This is a genomic window from Ruegeria atlantica, assembly GCF_013032505.1.
GTDB classification, from domain to species: domain Bacteria; phylum Pseudomonadota; class Alphaproteobacteria; order Rhodobacterales; family Rhodobacteraceae; genus Ruegeria; species Ruegeria atlantica_F.
This window is the reverse complement of sequence record NZ_WQCG01000001.1, coordinates 56,591-81,408: the sequence shown is the minus strand read 5'-3', so window position 1 is coordinate 81,408 and position 24,818 is coordinate 56,591. Positions and strand designations below refer to the sequence as shown.

28 protein-coding genes are annotated in these 24,818 nt (G+C 57.3%); 19 read left to right on the top strand and 9 right to left on the bottom strand.

Annotation, left to right across the window (positions count from 1 at the left end; all coding sequences use genetic code 11):
- Positions 1-15: 15 nt before the first annotated feature.
- Together GOW92_RS00435 and dusB are read right to left on the bottom strand one after the other, a co-directional pair.
- Entirely contained in the window at positions 16-1,080 is a 1,065-nt protein-coding gene (locus GOW92_RS00435; RefSeq protein WP_170557021.1) for a two-component system sensor histidine kinase NtrB, read from the bottom strand.
- Positions 1,077-2,060: a tRNA dihydrouridine synthase DusB gene (dusB, locus tag GOW92_RS00430; RefSeq protein WP_302477264.1), complete on the bottom strand. Its 984-nt coding sequence runs from the start codon at positions 2,058-2,060 to the stop codon at positions 1,077-1,079. The genes GOW92_RS00435 and dusB overlap by 4 nt, the downstream gene beginning before the upstream one ends.
- A gap of 185 nt (positions 2,061-2,245) precedes the next feature.
- Between dusB and GOW92_RS00425 the strand changes: the two genes are divergently transcribed.
- From GOW92_RS00425 to GOW92_RS00400, 6 genes are all read left to right on the top strand, one after another.
- The gene (locus GOW92_RS00425; protein ID WP_170557017.1) at positions 2,246-3,376 is read left to right on the top strand and encodes a bifunctional 2-C-methyl-D-erythritol 4-phosphate cytidylyltransferase/2-C-methyl-D-erythritol 2,4-cyclodiphosphate synthase; all 1,131 of its coding nucleotides are present in this window, start codon (positions 2,246-2,248) and stop codon (positions 3,374-3,376) included.
- The gene (locus tag GOW92_RS00420) at positions 3,373-3,870 is read left to right on the top strand and encodes a phosphatidylglycerophosphatase A family protein (protein WP_170557015.1); all 498 of its coding nucleotides are present in this window, start codon (positions 3,373-3,375) and stop codon (positions 3,868-3,870) included. Before GOW92_RS00425 ends, GOW92_RS00420 begins: the two co-directional genes overlap by 4 nt.
- Positions 3,867-4,349 carry a CinA family protein gene (locus GOW92_RS00415; protein WP_170557014.1) on the top strand — a complete coding sequence of 161 codons (483 nt, stop codon included), beginning with the start codon at positions 3,867-3,869 and terminating at the stop codon, positions 4,347-4,349. Before GOW92_RS00420 ends, GOW92_RS00415 begins: the two co-directional genes overlap by 4 nt.
- A 154-nt stretch (positions 4,350-4,503) precedes the next feature.
- Positions 4,504-5,685, top strand: coding sequence for an ammonium transporter (locus GOW92_RS00410; protein ID WP_170557012.1), 1,182 nt, complete (start codon positions 4,504-4,506; stop codon positions 5,683-5,685).
- A 143-nt stretch (positions 5,686-5,828) separates the two neighbouring features.
- Positions 5,829-6,509, top strand: coding sequence for an orotate phosphoribosyltransferase (locus GOW92_RS00405; protein ID WP_170557010.1), 681 nt, complete (start codon positions 5,829-5,831; stop codon positions 6,507-6,509).
- 224 nt (positions 6,510-6,733) lie between these two features.
- A complete protein-coding gene (locus tag GOW92_RS00400) occupies positions 6,734-8,224 on the top strand; it encodes a replicative DNA helicase (RefSeq protein WP_170557008.1) in 1,491 nt (496 codons plus the stop codon).
- A 3-nt stretch (positions 8,225-8,227) separates the two neighbouring features.
- Here GOW92_RS00400 and GOW92_RS00395 read toward each other — a convergent pair whose 3' ends face one another.
- Positions 8,228-8,767, bottom strand: coding sequence for a GNAT family N-acetyltransferase (locus GOW92_RS00395; protein WP_170557006.1), 540 nt, complete (start codon positions 8,765-8,767; stop codon positions 8,228-8,230).
- A gap of 191 nt (positions 8,768-8,958) precedes the next feature.
- On the opposite strand from GOW92_RS00395, the gene alr reads away from it, so the two are divergent.
- From alr to GOW92_RS00355, 8 genes are all read left to right on the top strand, one after another.
- Entirely contained in the window at positions 8,959-9,993 is a 1,035-nt protein-coding gene (gene alr / locus GOW92_RS00390; protein ID WP_170557004.1) for an alanine racemase, read from the top strand.
- Positions 9,990-10,772, top strand: coding sequence for an MlaE family ABC transporter permease (locus GOW92_RS00385; RefSeq protein ID WP_170557002.1), 783 nt, complete (start codon positions 9,990-9,992; stop codon positions 10,770-10,772). Before alr ends, GOW92_RS00385 begins: the two co-directional genes overlap by 4 nt.
- Positions 10,769-11,515 (top strand): ABC transporter ATP-binding protein, encoded by a 747-nt coding sequence (locus GOW92_RS00380; protein WP_170557000.1) that lies wholly within the window; start codon positions 10,769-10,771, stop codon positions 11,513-11,515. Before GOW92_RS00385 ends, GOW92_RS00380 begins: the two co-directional genes overlap by 4 nt.
- Positions 11,515-11,910 (top strand): hypothetical protein, encoded by a 396-nt coding sequence (locus GOW92_RS00375; protein WP_170556997.1) that lies wholly within the window; start codon positions 11,515-11,517, stop codon positions 11,908-11,910. Before GOW92_RS00380 ends, GOW92_RS00375 begins: the two co-directional genes overlap by 1 nt.
- 2 nt (positions 11,911-11,912) lie before the next feature.
- Positions 11,913-12,365, top strand: a complete 453-nt coding sequence (locus tag GOW92_RS00370; protein ID WP_170556995.1) for a paraquat-inducible protein A — start codon at positions 11,913-11,915, stop codon at positions 12,363-12,365.
- 147 nt (positions 12,366-12,512) lie between these two features.
- Positions 12,513-13,295 carry a DNA repair protein gene (locus tag GOW92_RS00365; protein WP_170556992.1) on the top strand — a complete coding sequence of 261 codons (783 nt, stop codon included), beginning with the start codon at positions 12,513-12,515 and terminating at the stop codon, positions 13,293-13,295.
- A 121-nt stretch (positions 13,296-13,416) separates the two neighbouring features.
- Positions 13,417-14,778 (top strand): DNA repair protein RadA, encoded by a 1,362-nt coding sequence (gene radA, locus GOW92_RS00360; protein WP_170556990.1) that lies wholly within the window; start codon positions 13,417-13,419, stop codon positions 14,776-14,778.
- A gap of 40 nt (positions 14,779-14,818) precedes the next feature.
- Complete coding sequence (locus GOW92_RS00355) at positions 14,819-15,418, top strand: CvpA family protein (protein ID WP_170556988.1); 600 nt, start codon at positions 14,819-14,821, stop codon at positions 15,416-15,418.
- Positions 15,419-15,543: 125 nt separating this feature from the next.
- Here GOW92_RS00355 and GOW92_RS00350 read toward each other — a convergent pair whose 3' ends face one another.
- A complete protein-coding gene (locus GOW92_RS00350) occupies positions 15,544-16,215 on the bottom strand; it encodes a Crp/Fnr family transcriptional regulator (protein WP_170556986.1) in 672 nt (223 codons plus the stop codon).
- 832 nt (positions 16,216-17,047) lie between these two features.
- Between GOW92_RS00350 and purF the strand changes: the two genes are divergently transcribed.
- The 3 genes from purF (at position 17,048) to GOW92_RS00335 (ending at position 19,786) form a co-directional block, all read left to right on the top strand.
- Positions 17,048-18,571 (top strand): amidophosphoribosyltransferase, encoded by a 1,524-nt coding sequence (gene purF / locus GOW92_RS00345; RefSeq protein WP_170556984.1) that lies wholly within the window; start codon positions 17,048-17,050, stop codon positions 18,569-18,571.
- A 280-nt stretch (positions 18,572-18,851) separates the two neighbouring features.
- Positions 18,852-19,100, top strand: a complete 249-nt coding sequence (locus GOW92_RS00340; RefSeq protein WP_170556982.1) for a hypothetical protein — start codon at positions 18,852-18,854, stop codon at positions 19,098-19,100.
- A gap of 41 nt (positions 19,101-19,141) precedes the next feature.
- A complete protein-coding gene (locus GOW92_RS00335) occupies positions 19,142-19,786 on the top strand; it encodes an SDR family NAD(P)-dependent oxidoreductase (protein ID WP_170556980.1) in 645 nt (214 codons plus the stop codon).
- A 60-nt stretch (positions 19,787-19,846) separates the two neighbouring features.
- Here GOW92_RS00335 and GOW92_RS00330 read toward each other — a convergent pair whose 3' ends face one another.
- The 4 genes from GOW92_RS00330 to GOW92_RS00315 form a co-directional block, all read right to left on the bottom strand.
- The gene (locus tag GOW92_RS00330; protein WP_170556978.1) at positions 19,847-20,689 is read right to left on the bottom strand and encodes an ATP-binding protein; all 843 of its coding nucleotides are present in this window, start codon (positions 20,687-20,689) and stop codon (positions 19,847-19,849) included.
- A 119-nt stretch (positions 20,690-20,808) separates the two neighbouring features.
- Complete coding sequence (tatC, locus tag GOW92_RS00325; protein WP_170556976.1) at positions 20,809-21,684, bottom strand: twin-arginine translocase subunit TatC; 876 nt, start codon at positions 21,682-21,684, stop codon at positions 20,809-20,811.
- On the bottom strand, positions 21,681-22,139 hold the full coding sequence (gene tatB, locus GOW92_RS00320) for a Sec-independent protein translocase protein TatB (protein ID WP_170556974.1): 459 nt from the start codon (positions 22,137-22,139) through the stop codon (positions 21,681-21,683). Before tatB ends, tatC begins: the two co-directional genes overlap by 4 nt.
- A 6-nt stretch (positions 22,140-22,145) precedes the next feature.
- The gene (locus GOW92_RS00315; protein ID WP_170354368.1) at positions 22,146-22,361 is read right to left on the bottom strand and encodes a twin-arginine translocase TatA/TatE family subunit; all 216 of its coding nucleotides are present in this window, start codon (positions 22,359-22,361) and stop codon (positions 22,146-22,148) included.
- Between the two features lie 217 nt (positions 22,362-22,578).
- Here GOW92_RS00315 and GOW92_RS00310 point away from each other — a divergent pair, with 217 nt between their 5' ends.
- Together GOW92_RS00310 and GOW92_RS00305 are read left to right on the top strand one after the other, a co-directional pair.
- A complete protein-coding gene (locus tag GOW92_RS00310; protein ID WP_170556972.1) occupies positions 22,579-22,887 on the top strand; it encodes a hypothetical protein in 309 nt (102 codons plus the stop codon).
- A gap of 15 nt (positions 22,888-22,902) precedes the next feature.
- The gene (locus GOW92_RS00305; protein WP_170556971.1) at positions 22,903-23,574 is read left to right on the top strand and encodes a helix-turn-helix transcriptional regulator; all 672 of its coding nucleotides are present in this window, start codon (positions 22,903-22,905) and stop codon (positions 23,572-23,574) included.
- Positions 23,575-23,591: 17 nt separating this feature from the next.
- Here the strand turns inward: GOW92_RS00305 and GOW92_RS00300 are convergent, their stop codons facing one another.
- Positions 23,592-24,761, bottom strand: coding sequence for a LysM peptidoglycan-binding domain-containing M23 family metallopeptidase (locus GOW92_RS00300; RefSeq protein ID WP_170556969.1), 1,170 nt, complete (start codon positions 24,759-24,761; stop codon positions 23,592-23,594).
- Positions 24,762-24,818: the final 57 nt, after the last annotated feature.

Sequence of the window (24,818 nt, the reverse complement as noted above, 5' to 3'; positions counted from 1 at the left end):
GCGCAGCTGTGCGTCTCAGGTTTCGTCGCGCGGTGCGCGCCTGAGCGACAGTCGAAATACGGTGTGTCCGGGAACCGACTCGGCCAATATCCAGCCGTCGTGGTCCGAGATGATTTTGCTGACCAGCGCCAGTCCAAGGCCGGTGCCGTTTTCCTTGCCCGACACGAACGGATCGAAAATGTCGCTGCGGATCTTGTCCGGTAGTCCTGGGCCGTCATCGATGATTTCGATCTGCAGCGGCAAGGAATGCCCCGACCCGTCGCTGCGACGCAGGCGGAACGAGTGTTCGAAGTATGTCCGCAGACGAATGGTGCCACCTTTGGGAGACGCCTCGGATGCATTCTTGAGCAGGTTCAGCACCACCTGCAAAAGTTGATCCGGGTCACCATAGGCCAGCGGCAACGAAGGGTCGTAATCCTCGATAATCGTCATATGCGCGCCAAAACCCAACAGTGCTGACCGCCGCGCGCGGTCCAGAACGTCATGAATATTGACCGGCTTAAAGTCCGGCTGGGTCAGGTTGCCAAACTGTTCGACCTGCTCTAACAACTTCACAATACGGCGGCTTTCGGCAACGATAAGGTCTGTAAGTTCAATATCTTCCTGATTGATATTCATGCTAAGCAGCTGCGCGGCCCCGGTAATCCCTGCCAGCGGGTTCTTGATTTCATGCGCAAGCATCTCGGCCATGCCAATCGCGGATTGGGCAGCCGACTTTACGGTGTTGCCCCGTGTCATCCGTCCAGCCAGTTCACGCGGGGACATGGTCATGATCATTGAACCAGGATGCCCAAGCAGCGGTGCAATTTGCAAAGCGCACTGCAACGGAGCCCGATTGCCCGATCCCACATCCACATCATTCACGAACAGCGGAGTGCCCTGTTGGCGCGCGCGCAAAAACGCCTCTTCCAGTGGGGCATCCACAGCAATCTGGTCCCAAACCGGGTGACCGATGACAGCATTGCGGGATGCGTTCAGAAACCCTTCTCCGGCGGAATTCACATCCGCAATCCGGTCATCTGCATCAATAATGAAGGCCGGAACTGGAAGGGAGGTCCAGATGCTCTGATCCGAGGTCATGCTGCCGCCTCCGCGTCACTAGTCAGGGCATCCCTCAACAGGTGCAGTACCTCGGCTGTATCCCGCGAAGTTAACACCGCCCGGCGCAATGTGGCCGGGGTGCCGGCCTCATCCATGTACCAGCCCAAATGTTTGCGCGCCACGCGCAGACCCAGATCAGTGCCGTAAAAGGCCAGCATCGCCTCATAGTGGCCGCGCACCATGCCAATCAAGTCTGCATTGGCAGGAACGACCGGCGCTGGCGCGCCATACAAATCGTGGCAGATCTGGGCCAGCAACCACGGCTTGCCCTGCGCTCCGCGCCCGACCATGACACCATCGGCACCTGACTGGTCCAAAGCCGTGCGCGCTGCGTTCGAATTCACGATATCCCCGTTGGCAATGACGGGAATCGACACCGCCTCTTTCACCGCCCGGATTGCTTGCCAGTTTGCGTGGCCCTTGTAGAACTGGCACCGTGTTCGCCCGTGGATCGTCACCATTCGGATACCCGCATCCTGCGCCCGGCGCGCCACGTCCGGCGCATTCAGCAGGTTGTCATCCCAGCCCAGACGGGTTTTCAAAGTGACCGGGATATCAACTGCCGCGACCACCGCTTCGATCAGCGTCAGCGCGTGATCCGGCGTTTTAAGCAGCGCTGAACCGGAATAGCCATTGGTCACCTTCTTCGCCGGGCAACCCATGTTGATGTCGATCACACGCGCCCCGCGATCGGCCACCTGCCGCGCGGCTTCGGCCATCCAATGCGATTCGCGTCCGGCCAGTTGAACGGCGGTGTTTTCCACGTCAGCAGACAGCTCGGCCCGTTCACGCACGCCCGGTTTGGCTTGCACCATTTCCTGACTAGCAACCATCTCGCTTACGACCATACCCGCGCCGAAGCGCATCACCAGATCACGGAACGGTCGATCAGTAATCCCGGCCATTGGGGCCAGCATCACTGGCGGGTTCAGGGTTTTGTCAGCGAGTTGGAGGGTCAACGTGCTTAATCCTTGGGCAGTTGCGGCTTTGATATCGAATTCCGCGCATATGAACAACAAAACGGCCGAAAACAAGCTTGCAAAATCATCATCTGCTTAATTTTTAAGCACCTTGACGCGGGTGATTGCCTCTACATTCACCGCAGCATAAACAATGCTGCAAAATCACCGGAGAATTCACCCCTATGACCACCGCCGCCATCATCGTCGCCGCAGGACGCGGATTGCGCGCCGGAGGCGGTATGCCCAAGCAATGGCGTCCCTTAGCCGGACGCCGGGTCGCGGATTGGACGATCGACCAGTTTCGCGAACAGGTCGAGCATATCGTTCTGGTGCTATCCGAGGATGACCTAGCCGCATGGGATGAGTTTTCCGGCTCGGATCTTTTGCTTACAAAAGGAGGCCATGATCGCGCTGGATCGGTGCGAAATGGCCTTGATTCACTTGCCGACCTTGGGGTCGAGCATGTCTTGGTCCACGATATCGCCCGCCCCTGCGTCAGCCGCAGGACCATTCAGGACGTGCTGGCGGCCCTGATCCGGCATGAAGCTGCGGCCCCCGGTCTGGCGGTCACAGATGCACTTTGGACCGGCGATGGAGCCGTCGTTACGGGATCACAGGACCGGACGGGTCTTTTTGCGGCACAGACCCCGCAGGGTTTTCACTACGATGCGATTGTTGCGGCACATGCTGCCCACCCCGGCGGCGCAGCAGACGATGTCGAGGTCGCCCGCGCGGCAGGTATGGACGTGGCCATTGTGGCAGGCGATGCGGACAACATCAAAATCACCAGACCCGAGGATTTTGCCCGGGCGGAACGTATATTGGGAAAAGAAATGGATGTAAGGCTGGGCAACGGATACGACGTGCATCGGTTCGGCGACGGAGATCACGTAATCCTGTGCGGGGTGAAGGTTCCACATGACCGGGGGCTGCAGGGCCATTCCGATGCGGATGTGGGTATGCACGCGGTTACCGATGCGATCTATGGTGCGCTGGCACAAGGCGATATCGGTCAACACTTCCCGCCATCGGACCCACAATGGAAAGGCGCGGCAAGCGAGATCTTCCTGCGCCACGCGGTCGAGCTGGCTGGGCAGATGGGTTTCAGCATCTCGAATGTTGATTGCACACTGGTATGCGAGTTTCCCAAAATAGGCCCGCACGCGCCTGCAATGCGCGCGGAAATGGCCCGGCTCATGGGGTTGCGGGCAGATCAGGTCTCGGTGAAGGCGACCACGTCTGAACGTCTGGGCTTTACCGGGCGCAGCGAAGGCATCGCCTCGCTGGCCACAGCTTGTCTGGTGAAATCGTGAACGCGGCGCGCTTGATCGGAACTGTTTGCGGCGTGGGTTACCTGCGCCCTGCACCCGGAACATGGGGATCTCTGGCCGCCCTGCCCCTGGCTTGGGCCCTTCATACTCTTGGCGGCTTTCCATTGCTGGTCCTCGCCACTGTCGCAGTTTTCGTCGGCGGCCTGTGGGCCACGCAGGTGATGACAGCGGGACAGGACGATCACGACCCGTCCGAAATCGTCATTGACGAGGTTGCAGGGCAATTCATTGCGCTTTGGGCTATTTCCTACCCATCTTGGGCACATGGAATTGATATCACCGCCCTTTGGCCCGGCTTGATCGCGGGTTTCCTGTTGTTTCGCTTGTTCGACATCACCAAACCCGGCCCTGTCGGTTGGGCGGACCGCAAGGGGGATGCGATGGGGGTGATGCTTGACGACGTCATCGCCGGCGCCTTTGCCGGGATCGGCGTGTTGATCCTAGCCGGCATCTCGCACGGAGTTCTGGGTCTATGACGGTCGCCGATCTGCTAGATCGCGCCAAGACGCAAGGCGTGATGATCGCCACAGCCGAAAGCTGCACTGGCGGTATGGTCGCCGCTGCACTGACAGATGTTCCAGGCAGCTCGGCCGTAGTGGATCGCGGTTTTGTCACTTACACCAATGACGCTAAGCAACAGATGCTGGGCGTAAATGCCGAGACTCTGGAAACCCATGGTGCTGTGTCCGAAGAAGTCGCGCTGGAGATGGCAGAGGGTGCATTGAAGAACTCGCAGGCCCAACTGACCGTTTCGATCACCGGCATCGCAGGCCCCGGCGGATCTGAATTCAAGCCGGAAGGCCGTGTTTGCTTTGGGCTCGCAGCCGACGGGCAGAAGACAAAGACCGAAACGGTCGAATTCGGGGCGTTGGGACGTGATAAGGTCCGCATTGCGGCGCGCGATCATGCCCTGAACTTGCTGTCACACGGCGCTTCGCTGTTCGCTCAAAAATAAAGCACTCCGGACCTTTTGATGCCCATTTAATCATCAGTTGATAAAAAGCCCTTAAAACAGGCACCCAAAACCACCTCTGCCTCTTTTTTCCCCGCCTTCTCTCCGTTTCAACGCCAGCCACGCAAGCTGAAGACGCCACAGAGGAGACCGGCTGATGAATGGAGCCGATACCGCCTGGATCATAGTTGCAACTGCACTGGTCCTGTTCATGACATTGCCAGGCCTCGCCCTGTTCTATGGCGGCCTTGTGCGCGCCCGAAACGTGCTGAGCGTTTTTATGCACTGTTTCTCAATCGCCTGCTTGATGAGCATTCTTTGGCTGGTCGCAGGATACTCGATCGCATTTGGCGACGGTGGTTCGGGCCTTTGGGGCGGTCTTGGCAAAGCTTTCCTGAACGGGGTCGATGCCGACAGCCTGTCAGGCAACCTACCCGAGGTCCTGTTCTTTGCTTTCCAAATGACCTTTGCGATCATCACCCCGGCTCTGATTATCGGCGCATATGTCGAGCGTGTGGGCTATGGCTTTGTGATGATCTTCTCGGGCCTGTGGATGCTGTTGTGTTACGCACCGGTTGTTCACTGGATCTGGGGCGGCGGCATTCTGACCGATGGCGGATTTTTGGGTGAGATCGGCGTCCGTGACTTTGCCGGTGGTATCGTAGTGCATGAAACCGCAGGTCTGGCCGCACTGATTATCGCCGTGGTGCTTGGCCCTCGCCGCAACCGCACGACGCCGCCGCATAACCCCGGCTATGTCATGATCGGCGCGGCGATGCTGTGGGTCGGTTGGTTTGGCTTCAACGGCGGCTCGCAATTGGCGGCAGACGGAGGGGCAGCGATGGCAATGACCGTCACGCATATTTCGGCCGCAACCGCATCGCTGACTTGGGCGCTGTACGAACGTATTAAATACGGCAAAGCCTCGATGGTGGGCTTGGTCACCGGCACGATTGCCGGTCTGGCCTCGATCACCCCTGCCTCGGGCTATGTCGATCCGGTTCAGGCACTGATCATCGGTGCCGTGGCAGGCGTGCTGTGCCAAGAGGCCGTCAACGTTGTTCGCAACATGCTGAACATCGACGACACGCTGGACGTTTTCGCGGTGCATGGTGTCGGTGGCATCTTCGGTACCATCATGATCGCCGTGTTCGGCCTTGGTGCCTGGACTGCGCAGCTGGGCGGGCTGGTGATCGTGGGTGCCTTTACGGCAGTTGTCACATTTGTGTTGATCAAGGTGGTTGCGCTGATCACCCCGCTTCGCGTAGATGCAGAAACCGAGACAAACGGGCTCGATCTGTCGGTACACGGAGAACGCGCCTATGACATGAGCAGCTAAGCCCACCTTGGCTGCCTTGTGCCCGCAAGGGCCAAAGCGGACCTCTTCGTGAGGTCCGCTTTTCTTTTGCGCGCATCCCTCTCGACTCTGGGCCAAGGGACAGGCTATCAGCCCGCAATGCCATTCAGCCCAGAGGTACCGTTATGATCCCCAGTTCATTCCCCGACAGCACCGAGATTGCCCGCCTGACCGCGCGGATGTTGCTGGAGATCAAGGCTGTCCACTTCAATTCCCGTGAGCCGTTCACGCTGGCCAGTGGATTACCCAGCCCGACTTACATCGACTGCCGCAAGCTGATCTCTTACCCGCGAATCCGGTCGACCCTGATGGATTTCCTGACGGTCACTGTGATGCGCGACGCGGGCTTCGAAGCGTTCGACAATATCGCAGGCGGTGAGACTGCGGGTATTCCATTCGCCGCAATGGTCGCAGAACGTATGGCGCTACCGATGACCTATGTCCGCAAAAAGCCCAAGGGATACGGGCGCAATGCCCGTATCGAAGGCGCGATGAGCGAGGGCGAGCGTGTGCTGCTGGTTGAAGATTTGACCACCGATGGCGGTTCTAAACTGTCCTTCGTGGATGCAATCCGCGAAACAGGTGCCACTTGCGGGCATACGGCGGTGATCTTCTACTATGGCATCTTCCCAGAGACTGAAAAAACTCTGGGCGATCACGGCGTCCAGCTGCATCATCTGTGCACATGGTGGGATGTTCTGGCCGAAGCCAAGGCGCAAAAGGCCTTTGATGATGAAACCCTTAGCGGTGTCGAAGCCTTTCTGAACGACCCCCGCGGATGGCAGGAAGCAAATAAATCCACGTAAACCTCTTGTGGACAGATTGGGGAAAAGTCCGGAAGAATCGATTTTCCAGCCACGATATCTGGTGACTTTCCCCCCATTTCCTACATAATAAGCTACGCATATACAGGCATCCAATCTGTCAGGAAAGTTATCCCAAGGCTTTATCCGTAGTTAGCCACAGGTATTTCCAGATAGCCGACACGCCAAAATAGCGTGTAGAAAGCGCCGTGGGCAGCGGGGACAATATGAACGAGATAAGCAGCATCGAGCAGGCAGCGGCTCAGATTCAAAACGCCGAAACCATGCCGCATTCCATTGAGGCTGAACAACAGCTTCTGGGTGCGATTCTGACCAATAACGATCTGTATGATCGGGTTGCCTCGATCATCGGGGCCGAACACTTCTATGACCCGGTCCACGCCCGCATCTACGAAGTTGCGGCCACACGCATCGCCAAGAATGCGCTGGCTTCACCCGTGACGCTGAAATCCTTCATGGCCGAAGATGAGGGCCTGAAGGAACTTGGTGGTCCCGCTTATCTGGTCAAATTGGCTGGTGCCTCGATCAGTGCATTTGCGGTTCATGACTACGCCCAAATGATCTATGACCTGGCAATTCGGCGCGAGCTGATCCGCTTGGGTCGAGATATCTCGGACAAGGCGGCACGGGTTGAAGTGTCGAGCGAGCCAAAAGAACAGATCGTCGAAGCCGAACAACAGCTTTATCAGTTATCCGAGCAGGGCCAGACCGAACAGGGATTTCAATCCTTCCTCAAGGCGGTCACAGAAGCCGTCAACGTCACCAACGAAGCGTACCAGCGCGGTGGTGGCATGGCGGGGATTTCCACCGGTCTGGCCGACTTGGACAAACAGCTCGGCGGATTGCACCCGTCCGACCTGATCATTCTGGCAGGTCGTCCGTCGATGGGTAAAACGTCGCTGGCGACCAACGTGGCGTTTAACGTCGCCAAGGCCTATAAGCGCGGGCTCAAACCGGATGGCACCGAGGGCGCGATTGACGGCGGCGTGGTTGGCTTTTTCTCGCTCGAGATGAGCGCGGAACAGCTTGCAGGCAGGGTTCTGGCCGAGGCGTCCGAGATTTCATCTCACAAAATCCGTCAGGGTGACATGACCGAGGCCGAGTTCCGCCGTTTTGTGGACGCGGCCAAAGAACTGGAAGCCTGCCCCCTGTTTATTGACGACACGCCTGCCCTGCCGATCTCGCAGTTGGCGGCGCGCGCACGGCGGTTGAAGCGGACACATGGTCTTGATCTGTTGGTTATCGACTACCTGCAGCTGTGCCGCGGCATGGCTGAAAACCGCGTCAACGAGATCGCTGAGATTTCGATGGGTATGAAAGCCATCGCCAAGGAATTGAATATCCCGGTCATCGCGCTTTCACAGTTGTCTCGTCAGGTCGAAAACCGTGACGACAAACGCCCGCAACTGTCCGACCTGCGGGAATCGGGCTCGATCGAGCAGGACGCCGACGTGGTGATGTTCGTGTTCCGCGAGGAATACTACAAAGAGCGTGAAAAACCCGGCGATCACGAGCTGGAAAAGATGGAAGAGTGGAAGCAAGCGATGGAACGTTTGCACGCCAAGGCCGAGGTCATCGTCGGCAAACAACGTCACGGCCCCATTGGCACGGTCGAGCTGTCGTTCGAGGCGCAATTCACTCGTTTTGGCAATCTGGTCAAACCCTGGCAACAGGGCGGAGAGATCGAAGGCTACTAGCCTCTACCAAAGCTCAGGCTTGTTGAAAGCGCTCACGCAGTGGGATGGCCCGTTGAACGGCGCCATCTCTGCCGCCGTCAAAGCTTGCCCCAACCAACCATGCGGATGGCTCAACGGCAAAGGCGCTTGTAGGAATTCCTCTGAAATCGGCAGAAACCCGGCTTTGCCATAGTAGTTCGGATCGCCGTATGTCACCACAAAGTCGACTTTGTCACGGCGCAATCCGTCCAGGCCATATGCGATCAACTGTTGTCCGATCCCCTTTTTCTGGCGATCCGTGCGCACGGCAACCGGAGACATCAGAAACACCTGTCGCGGATCCCGGTCTAATCGCAGTCGCGAAAACAGAATGCAGCCCAGCACTTGGGGACCATCATGGGCGATGGCGGCATGCAGGTCATCGTCAGGTGTTTGTGTCAGCAGATCGGACACCAAGGCACCGATCACATCGCCTTCCGCAGCACCCTCTGAATCCGAAAACACCTGCCGGAAAACCTCCGGCAGCGCGTTAGACCATTCCTGTTTCTCTGCCGAAAGCTTCATCCTGACCTCTTTCCGCAGCCCGCCAACACGGCCGCTTTCGCCCAAGTTCGATATTCGGGCGCGTGGACACAACCTCTTTTTCGCCAATGCCTTGTACGACAGGCCGGAAGTTGCCCAAGTTCCTGCCCAAGATTGCAATAATCACCGCCTACCCCCTTGACCTGCCGTGATCCAATGTCATGAACAGTGCCATGAGTACCGCACGTTTGACGATCAATCTTCAGGCGCTTGCCAGCAACTGGCGCGCGCTCGACGCAAAAACGGATGTCGAGACCGGCGCCGTGGTCAAAGCCGACGCTTACGGCCTTGGGGCCGAGCCAGTTTCAGCGACCTTGGCCGAAGAAGGCGTTCGCAAGTTCTTTGTGGCAGTAGCCGAAGAAGGAGTGGCCGTACGCAAGGCAATCGGTCCCGGCCCGCTGATCGCTGTTTTCTCGGGTCATATGGAAGGTGACACCGATCTGTTGCGCGATCACGACCTGACGCCGCTGATCAATGCGCCCGAGCAATTCCAACGCCACCAACACGCCCTTCCAGATCATCCCTTTGGCATTCAGCTGGACAGCGGCATGAACCGGCTGGGTCTTGAACCTGCAGACTGGGCCGAATTGCGCCCAAAGGCCGAGGCGCTGAACCCGGTCGTTATGATGTCGCACCTGGCCTGTTCGGATGAACCCGAACACCCAATGAACCGTCAGCAGTTGAAGACCTTCCGCGAGATGACCGACGGCACCTCAGCCCCCCGGTCGTTGGCGGCCACCGGCGGTACGTTGCTTGGACCTGATTTCCACTTTGACTTCTGCCGCCCCGGCGTGGGTCTTTACGGCGGCATGCCCTTTGCCGAAGCAAAGCCAGTGGTGACGGTCGACCTGCCTGTTGTCCAAGTCCGCCCAGTCGAGGTCGGTGAATCGGTCGGCTATGGCAACAGCTGGGTCGCGCGCCGCCCATCGCGCATCGCCACCGTTGCTGCAGGTTACGCAGACGGTCTGCACCGCGCTATTGGCGGCGGGATCGATGCGTTTTCCGGCAGTCAGCCCTGCCCTGTGGTCGGGCGAATCTCGATGGATCTGATCACTGTCGACGTTACCGACCTGCCTGAAGATCCCGAACGTCTACGTATTCTGAACGGCCACCAAACTGTTGATGATCTGGCGGAGGCCGCCGGCACCATCGGCTATGAAATCCTTACGTCGCTGGGCGCGCGCTATTCCCGGGGATACGTCGAATGAACCCTGTGGTCGCGCTGGGTGGGCTGGGCCGCGCTGTCCTGACGCTTTTTGCCAACTTCGGCAAGGTGGCGATCTTCGCGCTGGATGCAATCTCACACATTTTTCGGCCACCTTATTACCCGCGCGAGTTTGCTGTTGCACTGATGAATATCGGCTGGCTTTCGCTGCCGGTCGTTGGCTTGACCGCTATCTTCACCGGTGGCGCGCTGGCTCTGCAGATCTATGCAGGCGGCGCGCGCTTTAACGCCGAAGCCGTAGTGCCACAGATCGTCGCCATCGGCATGGTACGCGAGCTTGGACCAGTTCTGGTTGGCTTGATGATCGCTGCGCGTGTGACCTCATCCATCGCGGCTGAAATCGCCACAATGAAAGTGACCGAGCAAATCGACGCGCTGGTCACTCTCTCGACCCACCCGATGAAATACCTGACGGCACCGCGCGTTCTTGCCGCTCTGATCACCGTGCCGTTGCTGGTCGGGATCGGAGATATCATCGGCATAGCAGGCGGTTATGTCGTTGCGACCCAAAATCTGGGTTTCAACGCAGCGACTTATCTGCAAAACACCGTCAACTTCCTTGAGACCAAGGACATCGTTTCATCTTTGGTAAAAGGCGCGGCCTTCGGCCTGATCGCGGCCATCATGGGCTGTTACTACGGAATGAATTCCGGCCGCGGCGCACAGGGTGTGGGCCGGGCCACCAAATCCTCGGTCGAATCCGCCGCGATCATGATCCTGGCCGCCAACTTCATTCTTACAGGGGTGTTCTTCTCGGTATGATCAGGATGGAGAACGTAACGAAAGCCTTTGGTGACAATCAGGTTCTGCAGGGCACGAGCCTTGAGATCCCCAAAGGCACCTCGATGGTCATCATCGGTGGCTCTGGCACGGGGAAATCCGTGGCGTTGAAATGCATTCTGGGCCTGATCAAGCCCGATAGCGGGATGATCTATGTCGATGGTAAAGACGCAGCCAAAGGCGACCGAGACAAGTTTCTAGCCCGTTTCGGGATGCTGTTTCAGGGGGCGGCCTTGTTCGATTCCCTACCCGTCTGGCAGAACGTCTCATTCCGCCTGCTGCGCGGCCCGTTGAAGCGCCCCGCCGAATACGCGCGCGAGATCGCCATCGAGAAGCTACGCCGCGTGGGCCTGAAATCCGACGTGGCCGACCGCTTTCCGTCCGAACTGTCGGGTGGCATGCAGAAACGCGTAGGCCTTGCCCGCGCCATCGCGGCCGAGCCCGAGATCATTTTCTTTGACGAGCCCACCACCGGCCTGGATCCGATCATGTCCGGCGTCATCAACGATCTGATCCGCGAGATCGTGACCGAGATGGGCGCCACCGCGATGACCATAACCCATGACATGAGCTCGGTCCGCGCGATTGCCGACAACGTGGCCATGCTGCACGGAGGGGTCATCCAATGGACCGGCCCGGTCAACCAGATGGATGCCTCGGGCGATCCGTATGTGGAGCAGTTTATCAGCGGGAGTGCGGAGGGGCCGATTGAGGCGGTGCGGTGATGCCTCCCTTACAGTTGTTTTTACTGTCACTACCCGGCTTGTATTTCAATTCTGTGCTGTTGGTTTGGTTTTTTGTACAATTTTCTGAACACGGCTTGATCTTCTCAATTGCTCGGTCTTTTTCGGTTCTAAAACCGCTTTTGAGATGCATGCTGTACGGCATAGTCCCAGGACTGATCGTTTCAAACGTCATTGTTTTTTTTGGCACAAACTCCATCTTGCTAATTAGCATCCCGGGTATGGTTGGTGCGGCCATTTCTGCTTGGCTTTTACATAAAGAAATACTTGGAAACGTCCAAAACAAGAAAACAGGTAACATTGCGATTGCCGTTGTTTTCCTTGCCATGGCAGCATTGGTGCTATGGGCAATCCTACAAACTGAACCAATACATTAGATATGCCTCTCCGCCTCGCCACCCTTTCCCTCCTGATCCTCTACCCCATCGCGTGGTTCGCCCCACTGATGCGCGCTGGCCTGCTGCCGATCTTCGGCCTTAGCGAAATCAGCGTCATCACCGGTCTGCAGTCTCTGTGGAAATCGGACGTCTTTTTGGCCCTTATCGTCACCATATTCGCCCTCTTCGCGCCCTACATCAAAACCATCGGCACAGCGCTTATCCAATGGGACCTGTTGGACCCACGTGTTCAACCCGCGCTGAACATCCTCGGCAAACTGGCCATGGCCGACATTTTCCTGATCGCGCTCTACATCACATTGGCCAAGGGGATCTCCTATGCGACCATAGAAACCGCATGGGGGCTTTACCTGTTTACAGCCTGCATTCTGGCCTCGCTCGCATTGGGTCACATTACCGAAATGACACGCAGATCACGAAATCCTCAGACGTAATTGATTGAAAACGCTTATCTGAGTATCATCTTTATATTTCGAGCAGAAAATTTTTGTAGTTTCGGTCCTGAGCGGATCATTCTGTGTGTGTTAGATGTTCCCCGCTTTGGGCTGGTGTGTTCCGGTTTCAAAAGGAGTTCGTCTAAGATGACCGCCCTCCACAACATCACATTGCAATTTCAGAATGCCTTTTTAAGACTGACTTTTTTCCTCATTTGCATAGCGGCCCTTTTCTCGGTCGGTGCTTGTCTCTTGTCCGCTTTGGGGGTTTTGCCCTGGTTATCCATGCAGGCCGGTTTTGGCACTGCTCCGGCTGTAGACGCAGGTATGTATGTCCAGATTGGTCTGACGGTGCTGATTCTCATGCTGGCCTTTTATCTGCCAGCAAATGCCCGGATGATGGCACTTGAGAGGTCTCATCGTAAGTTCTCGCTAAACATGCACGACGTGGCTCAGGCCTACCATCTGGCGCATACCGCAGATCGCGGCGAAACGTTCCTGCTGTCGTCTGAGTTTGACGCGGTCAAGGAAAGAATGGCCTTCCTGCGCCACCACCCAGACCTGCAATCGCTGGAACCCGAGATCCTCGAGTTGGCAGCGCAGATGAGCCATTTAAGTCACGAACTGGCTGAAACTTACGGCGATGCCCGCGTGTCCCGTGCTCGCACCTTCCTGCAACAGCGCCAGGAAGAGATCGAGTTGTTTCAGCAACGCATCGAGGAAGCGCAGGTCATTCAGCATGAATTGCGTCAATGGACCCATGATATCGAGATGGAGGAATCCATCGCAAAGTCGCAATTGGCGCGATTGCGGGACGAACTGTTCGAGCTGCTACCAGAGTTGTCTGCACAGCTGCAATCACCCGCCGACGACCGCGAACCCAATAAATCGAGCGTCATAGCAATGTCGCCGCCGCGCGCCGCGGAATAGGCGCGGCAGCGCCAGCCGGGGACGATGGCCCGTTGGGCCTGAGGACGCGGCGCGCAACCGGCGAAGATGAAAGCCCTGCAAGGGCTTGAAGAACCGCCCGTCCTCGGGCACGAATTGCGCCATGGCAAAAACGACTTTCTCCTGCTCGGCCTGTGGCGCAACGCATTCCCGGTGGTCCGGGCGATGTGACGGCTGCGGTGAATGGAACACAATCACGCAAGACGTGCCTCTTTCGGCTGGCCCTGCAAAAAAATCCCTCGGCGGCAAACGTGGCCAGTCCATAGCACTCACGGACCTGTCGACCGAGGAAACACCCCCACCGCGCACCTTGTGCGGCGTAGAAGAGCTGGACCGTGTTTTGGGTGGCGGTCTGGTCCCGGCATCGGCCCTGTTGGTCGGAGGGGATCCGGGAATCGGAAAATCGACGCTGCTGTTGCAGGCCGCAGCGCGGTTCGCACGTGCTGGCGTCAAGACGGTCTACGTGTCCGGCGAAGAAGCCAGCGCGCAGGTACGAATGCGCGCACGCCGGCTGGGGCTGGAAGACGCGCCGGTTCAGCTTGCTGCCGAAACCAACCTGCGGGACATCCTTACGACGCTCGAGGCCGAGAAACCCGGGCTGGCTATTATCGACTCGATTCAGACCATGTGGGCAGACAATGTGGACAGCGCACCGGGCTCGGTGTCACAAGTCCGGGCCGCTGCGCATGAATTGACCACGTTTGCGAAACGACACGGCGTTTCGGTCATCATGGTCGGCCACGTCACCAAGGAAGGTCAGATCGCGGGCCCCCGTGTAGTCGAACATATGGTCGATACAGTCCTTTATTTTGAAGGCGAACGCGGTCATCAGTTCCGGATCCTGCGGGCGGTCAAGAACCGTTTTGGCCCTGCAGACGAGATTGGTGTCTTCGAGATGACGGGCAAAGGGCTTGCACAGGTCACCAATCCATCGGCCCTGTTCCTGTCCGAACGTGGTACGCCCAGCCCCGGATCGGCAGTCTTTGCCGGGATCGAAGGCACACGCCCTGTATTGGTTGAATTACAGGCACTTGTGGCCCCTTCTCCACATTCGCAACCGCGCCGTACCGTTGTTGGATGGGACAGTGGGCGTCTGGCAATGATCCTTGCCGTGCTCGAAGCCCGTTGCGGCATCCCTTTTGCGGGTCTCGATGTGTACCTTAACGTCGCTGGTGGCTTGAAAATCGGTGAGCCCGCCGCGGATCTGGCGGTCGCTGCAGCTCTGCTGAGTGCCCGAGAAGACACAGCCCTGCCCGCAGATACCGTTGTTTTCGGAGAAATCTCGTTATCTGGGGCACTTAGACCGGCCCCGCAGACAGAAAACAGGTTGAAAGAAGCCCAAAAACTTGGTTTCACATCGGCAATCGCTCCGGCGGGCGGCAAAACCGGTACTGTGGCAGGTCTGACACTCACCCGACCCTCTGATTTAGTTGGGTTTGTTGGCGAAACCTTCGGAGCAGGTTAAGGTCGCCCCCTGAGGGGCAGAAAAAGAACAGGCGAGGGCCATGGAAGGTTTTACAATAATTGACGGGGTCGTTGCCCTGATCATCGTCGTTTCAGGCATTCTTGCCTATTCGCGCGGCTTCTTACGTGAGGTTCTGGCCATCGCAGGCTGGGTCGCAGCTGCAGTGCTGGCCTTTATCTTTGCACCGCAAGCAGTACCGCTAGTCAAAGAAATCCCGGTCGTTGGGGATTTCCTGCGCGACAGCTGCGAATTGTCAGTCATCACGGGCTTTGCTGCGGTATTTGCAGTCGCCCTTATCATTGTCAGCATTTTTACGCCCTTGTTTTCGTCAATTGTCCAGCGATCTGCACTGGGCGGTTTGGATCAGGCGCTTGGTTTCTTCTTCGGCATCGCCCGAGGCATCCTGCTGGTTGCCATCGCGTTCTTCGTCTACGACACGGTCATGACGGGGCAGTCCTACACAATCGTCGACGAAAGCCGTTCGGCCAAGGTGTTCGAACAGTTCAGCGACAAGATCGAAGAACAGAACCCAGAAGCAGCCCTTGGTTGGGTGACACGCCAATACGAAGAACTGGTCGCCAGCTGCGCCGAAGGTTCTGCACCAACCGAAGAGCTGACAACCCCTTCGACAACGGAATAAACAGACTTCAGAAAAAAGCAAAAGCCCGGCATCTGCCGGGCTTTTTTTTGGTAAAGCGAGACGAAGAAGCCCAGCGAAGAAGTTCTCGCATTAAACCCTAAACTTACGTCCAGTTGATATGCAATTCAGGCACTCAGAAGGGCTTGACGAGTCTTCTGGAGCCACTTGGAGATTTCGATGCCCAGGCGAGCTTCCAACGAAATCTGCAAGTCTGCATTACGAGTGAACTCGGCGTTTAGCTCCGCGAACTTCCATGTCATGAGCTTTGTAGATTCCAATGCACGAACCGTAACCGGCGTGTTGAATTCGCCGTCTTGGTTCAGAAACGCTATGGCACCGAGAAAACCACCTTCGCCAAGGGTATCAACACGTGTTCCGTTCTCTTCAACAGCAACCTTGCCTTCGACAATCAACGACAACTCTGCGACCAAACGGCCTTGCGTTATGAGGTCGGTTCCCGCATCGACCGATCGACGCTCAGCCATTCGAAACAGCTTAAACGCATCTTTTTCTGAGAGATTTTGGAGTGCAAGCGCGTAGAGGCGCCCCTCCTCTTCGGTAAATTGGACAGGTCTTCGTTCAGCTAAGAGCCGCGCAATCCAGTATAGATTGATAAAGATAAAGAACACATTCCAGCCAATTGGCACCCACAGTGTCGAAGTCTGAAGGTAGAAATAGGGCAGCAAAAGTCCGCCTCCTATGACGGAGAGGATTCTTAACTTAAGAATGTCCCTTACTGAGTAGGAAAACAGATAAACGACGTTCGCCGAGTTTACCAAAATATCTGGGCCGATCATAAGCTTGTCCTTACGTTTGCGAACCAAAGGAAACGAGTAAAGTCGAGAATATGGCTCATCAATTGTCAGTTGGGCAATCGATGGAGAATCCAAACTAGATTTAAAGTGATGTTAGAAAGCGTGAGAATCTGCGTACCGCCAACGCGGTTTTTCGTTTTTGAGCCGCAGAGGAATCAGTCAAAGCGATGAATGGCGGCCAAGTCCCGCACAACGATCCTTGGATTAGGAAAGTGCGTCGTTCCACCTATAGTCACAAGAACCCCTCACCTCCGCACATAGTGCACCGGATTGTCTTCAAACCGAAACAGCCATCACATCGGCCCATTATTGGCTTCCCGTGTAGGTCGCGGCTTTTGGTGACTTCGCCCGCTCCATTGCAGATCGGACACGGAGCGCGCCCTGCTCCTCTGCACCGATGGCACCGACGTTTGACGGGTTCTTCTTTCTTTTTTCCTTGCTTGTGCTGCCACATGGCGGTTATCCGATCGAACTTTGTCATTGCCGAAAACTCGTTATGTTTACTATGACACCACATGCCTGCCCCCCCTTTCCACCTTTTCATGCTGATTTTGGCAAAATCCACATGCGTCAAATCGCGAATGTGATCCTTTGATGACACAGGCGCGCTGAGGCATTATGTGAGTGGCGAACTGACATGGAATCGGAGCTGCCGATCTTGCTGTATCTGTTTTCTTATGCGCTCGTCCTTGCGACGCTGGCGTGTTTGCGCCCCGATCCGGTCGGGCGGCAATGCATAAAGATACAAGCATTCAGGCCTTCTGACCCGCAAACCTAATCAACATAAACACGTCATGGAAATTGGAGCCCGTATATGTGTGGCATTTTAGGGATCGCAAGCAGGACGCATGATGTCTTTGCGGAAATCTATGACGGGCTGCTGATGTTGCAGCACCGGGGCCAGGACGCCTCGGGGATCGTGACCTATACTGGCGAATTCTTTCGCGAGAAAAAGGCCAATGGATTGGTTAAGGACGTGTTCAATTCCAGTGACGCCGAGACCCTACTGGGACAGGTCGGCATGGGGCATGTGCGATACCCCACCGCCGGATCGCTCAGCGCTGCCGAGGCGCAGCCATTTTTCGTCAACGCGCCCTATGGCATCTATCTGGTCCACAACGGCAACATCACCAACACGGCCGAGCAACGCGAGAAAGTCACCGCCAAGTACAGCCGCCATTTGCGCACCACCTCTGATTCAGAAATTCTTCTGAACGTGCTGGCAGACAAAGTGGCTGACGCGATCAAGGTCAACGGCAATGCCGAACCCATTCGCAACATCTTTGCCGGCGTGAAGATGACAATGGAACGCGTTCAGGGTGCCTATTCAGTGATATGCTTGGTGGCCGGTGTTGGCATGCTGGCATTCCGCGATCCTTTCGGCATTCGCCCCCTGTCAGTCGCCAAGCGCGACGTGGATGGCGACGGCGATGACTATGCCTTTGCATCCGAGGATGTCGCATTCGGCATCAATGGCTTTGAAAAGCTGCGCGATGTGAAACCGGGTGAAGCAATTCTGATTGACCTGGACGGCAACATGCACACATTCCAGGCCGTCGATGGGCAACTGACGCCCTGTATCTTCGAATATGTCTACCTGGCCCGTCCGGATTCGCTGCTGGACGGCGTCTCGGTTTATAAGACCCAGATGCGCATGGGACAGACGCTGGCGCGTCAGATCGAGGCTGCAGGTCTTGAGATCGACCGCATCATCCCTGTGCCTGACAGCGCTCGCCCTGTGGCACTAGAAGTCGCGAAGGCTACCGGAATCCCCTACCGCGAAGGTTTGGTCAAGAACCGCTACGTGGGTCGCACCTTCATCATGCCCGGCCAGGAAGAGCGGCAGAAATCTGTACGCCGAAAGCTGAACGCGGTTCCATTGGAGTTCAAGGATCACAACGTATTGCTGATCGACGACTCCATCGTGCGCGGAAATACGATCAAAAAGATCGTCCAGATGTGCCGCGAAGCCGGCGCTAAGAAGGTTTTCATCGCCAGCGCTTCGCCCCCAGTGAAATTTCCCAACGTTTACGGCATCGATATGCCCACCAAGCATGAGTTGATCGCCAACGGCAAAGAGATTGAAGAGATCCGGCAGGAACTCGGCGCAGACGCCCTGTTCTATCAAGACCTCGATGACCTGATTTGGTCTGCCAAGGAAGGCAACCCGGACATTGAGGCTTTCGATTGCTCGTGTTTTGACGGCAATTATATCACCGGAAGCGTCAGCGGCGACTATCTGGACAGCCTCGAGAACAGCAGCCGGGTCAGCAAGAAAAGACAGGACATGCAGGTGCCCGGCGGGTCCTGGAATGCGGCCAAACTGGCGTCCGGCTAAGCCCCTGTCAGAGCGTTCAACAGCGAATCAGATTTCAGTTTTGGCCCGTATCGCAAAGGCGATGCGGGCCTTTTTTCAGTCAATAATGCTATTGATCGGTCAGTTTCCGCGCACAACTTTTCGATGAAGAAACCGCAATCGCAAGGGCTTCGGTGACGTCGAATTTTGCTGAGCCAAAGCACGTTCCCAGCCTCTTTTGTTCCGGTACTTCGTTTGATAGCCCCTCAGCCCAACCACTCATAAAACAAGGGGTCGGGCCGACATGGCCGGGCCGGGATTCATGTCAAACGCCAACGTAAAAAACGCTGCCACGCAGAAGGGTGCGTTGAAGAAGAACTCTGTCTCTGTTCTGGGTGTCTTCGGTCCAAAAGCTGACATGCGTGCGTTGATGCGCCTGTCATCAGGCCGGGTGAAAGAGGTCAAGCCCGGCAGTCGGGTCTCTTCGGGCACGGTGATTGCCATTGATGACGAAGGTGTCATGCTGCGACAAAGCGGCCAGACGCGGCGGATCGTTATTCCGGGAAGCTAATCTGCCTTGACGCCCTGCGCGCATGGGTTCAAACCGCCTCTATGACCGATCAGACCAAAATTGCCCTCATCACAGGGGCCTCGCGCGGTTTGGGTGCTGCCCTGGCCGAAGCATTGGCACCCGAGTATCACATCGTCGCAGTCGCCCGCACCACTGGTGGGCTGGAGGAGCTGGACGACCGTATCAAGGCCAAGGGTGGTGCAGCCACGCTTGCACCTATGGACATCGCGGATCCGAACGCCATGGCGACGCTGTGCCGAGGCATTCATGACCGGTGGGGCAAAGTTGATCTGTGGATGCATACTGCCGTTCACACCTCTGCCCTGACACCTGCGCATTTCGTGGATCCAAAGGAATGGACAAAGGCGGTCAACATCAACGCGACAGCCACGTCGGTTCTGATCCCATATATTGCGCCGCTGCTGGGCGACAGCGGGCATGCCGTGTTTTTTGACGACCCCAAGGCGGGCGAAAAGTTCTATGGCATCTACGGCGCAACCAAGGCCGCGCAATTGGCGCTTGCGCGCAGCTGGGCCGTGGAAACAGAGCGAACGGGTCCGCGCGTTTCTATCGTGGAACCTGCACCAATGCCTACAGCTGTGCGCGCACGATTCCATCCCGGCGAGAACCGCGAAGTGCTGAGCAGCCCTGCGGATGAGGCAGCACGTATTCTGACACTGTTATAGGAATGGCCCTTTGGGCCATGCCACCGGCGGGGATATTTTTGACCAGATAAAGCCGGCGCGTTACGCGATATGCACGCCATTGCGCCCGGCTAGATCGACAAAGAATTGCCACGCCACACGACCCGAGCGTCCGCCACGAGTGGCCTGCCATTCGATGGCCTCGGCTCGCAGGACATCAGCGTCGACAGAAACGCCATAGGCCGCGCAATAGCGGTCGATCATGGCTAGGTATTCGTCCTGATCGCACGGATGGAACCCCAGCCACAGGCCGAACCGGTCCGATAGCGAGACTTTCTCTTCAACCGCTTCAGACGGGTTGATGGCACTCGAGCGCTCGTTCTCGATCATGTCCCGAGGCATCAGGTGGCGCCGGTTCGAGGTAGCGTAGAAGACAACGTTTTCGGGGCGACCCTCGATGCCTCCATCCAGCACTGCCTTGAGCGATTTGTAGTGCTGGTCATCGTGGCTGAACGACAGGTCATCGCAGAACAGGATAAACCGGTGCGGAGCAGCGCGTAAGTGGTTGAGCAGACGTGCGACCGAGCCCATGTCTTCGCGCTGAAGCTCGACCAGTTTGAGCTGCGGAAAATCCGCTTGCAACGTGCCGTGAACGGCTTTGACAAGGCTGGATTTCCCCATGCCCCGAGCGCCCCACAGCAGCGCGTTATTGGCCTTGTACCCGGACGCAAACCGCCGTGTGTTGTCCAATAGCGTATCGCGTGATCGGTTGATCCCAACCAGCAGCTCCAGGTCGACGCGGTTGACCTGTGTGACCGGTTCCAGCCGATCCGGCTCAACATGCCAGACAAATGCCGGGGCTGCGGAGAAGTCAGGAGCAGCCAGAGGGGCTGGTGCCATACGTTCGAGCGCGTCAGCGATGCGTTTCAGGGCTTGGTCGTCCATAGGCTCCTCCGGGTCGGTCTTGCGGGGTTCAAACCACGTTCCGACTGGCGCAACAAGGGCCACGCATCAAAAAAGGCGCGCCCATTAGGACGCGCCCGATCGTTTATTATTTGAAGGGATTACTTGCTTTCTTCTTCGCGAATGATCTCTTCGTCGGCTTCTTCTTCATCGTCATAGTAGCCGTCGGCGCGCAGTTGCTCTTCGCGCTTTTTCTCAACGCGTGCGACCAGGAAGATCGACACTTCGTAAAGGCCATAAACCACTACGAACAGGATGACTTGTGTGATCACGTCCGGCGGGGTCACCAGCGCGGCCAAAACCAGAATTGCCACCACCGCGTATTTCCGCACGGCACCAAGGCCTTCGGCAGTGACCAGACCCGCCTTGCCCATCAGGGTCAGTAGAACCGGCAATTGGAAGCATAGGCCAAAGGCCACAATGAACTTGATCGTCAGGTTCAGGTATTCCTGGGCTGAGCCCTGGAACACAACGCTCAACGGCGCGGTTGCTGTCCCGTCTACCACAGCTTCGCCTTCGGCACCGAATTGCTGGAAGCCTAGGAAGAAGTCGTAAGCCAATGGCGTGACGACATAGAAGGCAAAGCTAGCCCCCAACAGGAACATAAAAGGCGATGCCAGCATGAACGGAAGGAACGCGTTCTTTTCCGATCGGTACAAACCCGGTGCAACGAAACGCCACATCTGCATTCCGATATAAGGGAACGCCAGAATGAACCCGCCCAGAAGCGAGACCTTAATGGCGACAAAGAACCCTTCCTGTGGAGAGATGAAAATCAGTCCACAATCCTGTCCGCGTTCTGCCAGCACCTCGCACAATGGGTTTGTGAGGAAGTTGAACAGCGGCGTGGCAACGGTGAAGCAAATTATCATCCCGATCAGGAACGCCACGACGCAGTGGATCAGACGCGTGCGCAGTTCCGCCAGATGCTCGATCAACGGGGCCGAGCTGTCTTCGATCTCGTCGGTGTTTGTCATGTCTTGCTTTCAGTGTTCAGCGCGGCCTCGGCCTCTTCTGCCTTCGCCAGCGCGTCCGCAGCTTCCTTGGCCTTGCGCTCAGCAGCAGCACGTGCGGTCGAGGCCTGGATCTTCTTGGCCTGCTCTGCACGTTCAGCGGCCAGCTTGCCGGTTTCGCTGTCGGGGTCGAACTTGGTCGGGTCCATGCTCTTGGCCATGTCCTGCGCAGCTTCTTTCACACCGTCCATGGCGGTGTTTACAGGATTGGTGGCCGCATTCAGACCCTTCTTGATCTCGTTCACGCCCGCCTGATCCGCTGCCTCGTTCATGGCGCTGCTGAATTCGCGCGCCATACCTCGGGCCTTGCCGACCCAGCGGCCAACGTTACGGAACAGCACCGGCAGGTCCTTTGGCCCCACAACGATCAGGGCAACAACGCCGATGACCAGAAGCTCGGTCCAGCCCAGATCAAACATCTGCGCTTAGGCCTTGTCTTTGTCTGTCTCGGGGGTGACGTCTTTCGCCATCTCGGACGCATCCTGTTCCAACTCGTCCGCGCCTTCTTTGACACCCTTTTTGAACGATGTGATGCCTTTGCCCACTTCGCCCATCAATGAGCTGATTTTGCCGCGGCCAAACAGCACCAGCACCACAACGGCGATCAGTAGAAGACCGGGAAGACCGATATTGTTGAGCATGTCTCTTCTCCTTTTAAGTCGGCGCACGTGCGCCGGGAATATGATCTGCGTCCGTGTTTACGCGCGGGCAGACCATCGCAAAAGCGTGTCGCCACTGTTCTGCGCCCAAATTTGAACGGATCACGCAATTTTTGAGGACTCGCATTCTTCAACTGACAGGTTTATGTCAGTTGGATGCGCATATTACGGCCCTGTCCCATCAATACAGGAGCATGAAGTGACACAAATTGCAGAAACCGTAACGTTCAAATTGGCGGCCGATGTAACAGAAGAGGATTTCGTGAACATCATGAAAGGCACAGAATCCTTTGTTCGGAACGCAGATGGCTTTGTCTTCCGCCGCCTAAGTTCAGGTGGCGACGGGCTTTGGACCGATACAGTCATCTGGGCCGACATGGATTGTGCCCAGGCCGCCGCCGATGCCTTCCCAAAACAGGATTTCGCTCCTGCTGTGATGGCTGCAATCGCGCCGGACACCGTAACCATGAGGCATGATGCGATCCATTGGACCATCGGAGCGTCATGACACACAGGACATCCCATGCGCCGCAGTGACCGGCTATTCGATATCATCCAGATCCTGCGCGACGGTAAACTGCATCGCGCGCAGGACATTGCGGACCGGCTTGAGGTGTCGGTCCGTACGATCTATCGCGACATGGATACGCTGGTCGCCTCGGGCATCCCGGTCGAAGGCGAACGCGGCGTGGGATACATGGTACGCGAGCAGATCACCCTGCCCCCACTGAACCTGACCCCGGCCGAGCTTGAGGCACTGAACCTTGGTATGGCCATCGTGGCCGAAGCCGCCGACCCAGACCTTAAATCCGCGGCCGAATCTCTTGCCGACAAGATCGATGCCGTGCTGCCAACGCAGGTTGTGGCTGAAGCTGACAGTTGGAAGTTTGCGGTATACCCTTTTGCCGATGCAGCGCGCGGGCTGGCACATATGGCCCCGATCCGAGCTGCCATCAAATCGCGGCAAAAGCTGCGACTGTCGTATCGCCGGATCGACGGTGTTCTGACGGATCGGGTCGTACGCCCCCTGCATATGGAATACTGGGGGCGTGTCTGGACGCTGACATCATGGTGCGAACTTCGTCAGGGATTCCGCGTTTTTCGCATTGACCTTATCGAAGCGATATCACCCCTGCCCGAGGTTTTTGCTGACGAACCCGGCAAACGCCTGAGCGATTACGACCCTCACGCCTGACACCGGTCTGATGCAGGTCACCGCAGATAGGGTTCCGGATCGACAGATTCGAACCCTTTACGAACCTCGAAATGGACGTAGGCATTGTCGCCGCCGCGCAAGGAGGCGATCTTTTGGCCGCGCTTGACGCGAGCACCCTTTTTCACAGTGATGTTTTCGACATTCGCGTAAACCGTCAACAGGTCGCTGTTGTGCTTTACCACTATGATCGGAACCTGATCAGCGTCTGCCGTGATTGCGGCAACGGTTCCCGCGGCAGCGGCGTTAACCGGGCTGCCAGGCGCGGCAGCAATGTCGATACCTTCGTTCGAGCCTTTTTTATAAGTGCGAATGATCGTTCCGGTAACAGGCATGCCAAGTGCGGAATTGCTTTGCGTAGTCGGCGCTTCGGCGGTCACGTCTGGTGCGGGCTCTGCTGGCTTGATGACTTCATCCGGCAGAGGTTGCGTTGCGCTGGGTGGCGTCGGCGTCGGCGATCCCTGCCCAGGTTGGGTGATCGTAGTCGCAGGGACTGTTGTCACGGCGGCCGCCTCTTGACGGGGCGCAGGCTGGTTCTTGATAGGAATCAGCAGAAACTGTCCTTCGCGCACGGTAAAGTCCGACCCCAGCCCGTTCCACTCGGCCAATGCATCAACTGGTACGCTGTATAGGCGCGCGATTGTATATGCGGTTTCACCACGCTTGACTTTGTGGCGAATGGGCTCAGGTCCTGCTGGCGCAGGAGCCGGTGCCGGCGCGGCGGCTGGTTGTGCAGGTGCCAGTGTTGCCGTGCGCACCGATCCATCCGCCGGTGCCTCGTCAATCGCGGTTCCGGCAATTGTCGCGATATCAACTGAGCTGGCTGCGCTTACGGTACGCGGCAAGGCAATCACTTCGCCATCTCGCAACTGGTCTGCCGCCTGTAGTCCGTTGAACCGCGCGACTTCCTCGGCCGGTAAGCCGATCCGGGCGGCGACATCGCCAACCGTGTCGCCACGGCGCGCTACGGCCACCTGATAATTGGGGTAAGTAATCACGCCACGCGCATCCGGCGCGGGTCGGTTGGCGGTAGCCGCCTGCGCCGCATCGGCCGTGGAAAAACCACCGACATTGCCGCGCAGGTCATAATCTAAGGGACCTTCGCATCCCGCGAGGAACGCCAAAGACGCAACACCTGCTGCGACTGCTGATTTGGAAACTGCTCTCATTTTACTGTCCTCACCGCCTGCCCCTGTTGTCCGGGGTTCCAGCGCTTATCGCAAATA

Excerpts from the sequence above, each read along its gene's own strand:
- GOW92_RS00435 (WP_170557021.1), bottom strand. The coding sequence starts at position 1,080 with ATGACCTCGGATCAGAGCATCTGGACCTCCCTTCCAGTTCCGGCCTTC.
- GOW92_RS00425 (WP_170557017.1), top strand. The coding sequence starts at position 2,246 with ATGACCACCGCCGCCATCATCGTCGCCGCAGGACGCGGATTGCGCGCC.
- GOW92_RS00415 (WP_170557014.1), top strand. The coding sequence starts at position 3,867 with ATGACGGTCGCCGATCTGCTAGATCGCGCCAAGACGCAAGGCGTGATG.
- GOW92_RS00410 (WP_170557012.1), top strand. The coding sequence starts at position 4,504 with ATGAATGGAGCCGATACCGCCTGGATCATAGTTGCAACTGCACTGGTC.
- GOW92_RS00405 (WP_170557010.1), top strand. The coding sequence starts at position 5,829 with ATGATCCCCAGTTCATTCCCCGACAGCACCGAGATTGCCCGCCTGACC.
- GOW92_RS00400 (WP_170557008.1), top strand. The coding sequence starts at position 6,734 with ATGAACGAGATAAGCAGCATCGAGCAGGCAGCGGCTCAGATTCAAAAC.
- GOW92_RS00395 (WP_170557006.1), bottom strand. The coding sequence starts at position 8,767 with ATGAAGCTTTCGGCAGAGAAACAGGAATGGTCTAACGCGCTGCCGGAG.
- alr (WP_170557004.1), top strand. The coding sequence starts at position 8,959 with ATGAGTACCGCACGTTTGACGATCAATCTTCAGGCGCTTGCCAGCAAC.
- GOW92_RS00385 (WP_170557002.1), top strand. The coding sequence starts at position 9,990 with ATGAACCCTGTGGTCGCGCTGGGTGGGCTGGGCCGCGCTGTCCTGACG.
- GOW92_RS00380 (WP_170557000.1), top strand. The coding sequence starts at position 10,769 with ATGATCAGGATGGAGAACGTAACGAAAGCCTTTGGTGACAATCAGGTT.
- GOW92_RS00375 (WP_170556997.1), top strand. The coding sequence starts at position 11,515 with ATGCCTCCCTTACAGTTGTTTTTACTGTCACTACCCGGCTTGTATTTC.
- GOW92_RS00370 (WP_170556995.1), top strand. The coding sequence starts at position 11,913 with ATGCCTCTCCGCCTCGCCACCCTTTCCCTCCTGATCCTCTACCCCATC.
- GOW92_RS00365 (WP_170556992.1), top strand. The coding sequence starts at position 12,513 with ATGACCGCCCTCCACAACATCACATTGCAATTTCAGAATGCCTTTTTA.
- radA (WP_170556990.1), top strand. The coding sequence starts at position 13,417 with ATGGCAAAAACGACTTTCTCCTGCTCGGCCTGTGGCGCAACGCATTCC.
- GOW92_RS00355 (WP_170556988.1), top strand. The coding sequence starts at position 14,819 with ATGGAAGGTTTTACAATAATTGACGGGGTCGTTGCCCTGATCATCGTC.
- GOW92_RS00350 (WP_170556986.1), bottom strand. The coding sequence starts at position 16,215 with ATGATCGGCCCAGATATTTTGGTAAACTCGGCGAACGTCGTTTATCTG.
- purF (WP_170556984.1), top strand. The coding sequence starts at position 17,048 with ATGTGTGGCATTTTAGGGATCGCAAGCAGGACGCATGATGTCTTTGCG.
- GOW92_RS00340 (WP_170556982.1), top strand. The coding sequence starts at position 18,852 with ATGTCAAACGCCAACGTAAAAAACGCTGCCACGCAGAAGGGTGCGTTG.
- GOW92_RS00335 (WP_170556980.1), top strand. The coding sequence starts at position 19,142 with ATGACCGATCAGACCAAAATTGCCCTCATCACAGGGGCCTCGCGCGGT.
- GOW92_RS00330 (WP_170556978.1), bottom strand. The coding sequence starts at position 20,689 with ATGGACGACCAAGCCCTGAAACGCATCGCTGACGCGCTCGAACGTATG.
- tatC (WP_170556976.1), bottom strand. The coding sequence starts at position 21,684 with ATGACAAACACCGACGAGATCGAAGACAGCTCGGCCCCGTTGATCGAG.
- tatB (WP_170556974.1), bottom strand. The coding sequence starts at position 22,139 with ATGTTTGATCTGGGCTGGACCGAGCTTCTGGTCATCGGCGTTGTTGCC.
- GOW92_RS00315 (WP_170354368.1), bottom strand. The coding sequence starts at position 22,361 with ATGCTCAACAATATCGGTCTTCCCGGTCTTCTACTGATCGCCGTTGTG.
- GOW92_RS00305 (WP_170556971.1), top strand. The coding sequence starts at position 22,903 with ATGCGCCGCAGTGACCGGCTATTCGATATCATCCAGATCCTGCGCGAC.
- GOW92_RS00300 (WP_170556969.1), bottom strand. The coding sequence starts at position 24,761 with ATGAGAGCAGTTTCCAAATCAGCAGTCGCAGCAGGTGTTGCGTCTTTG.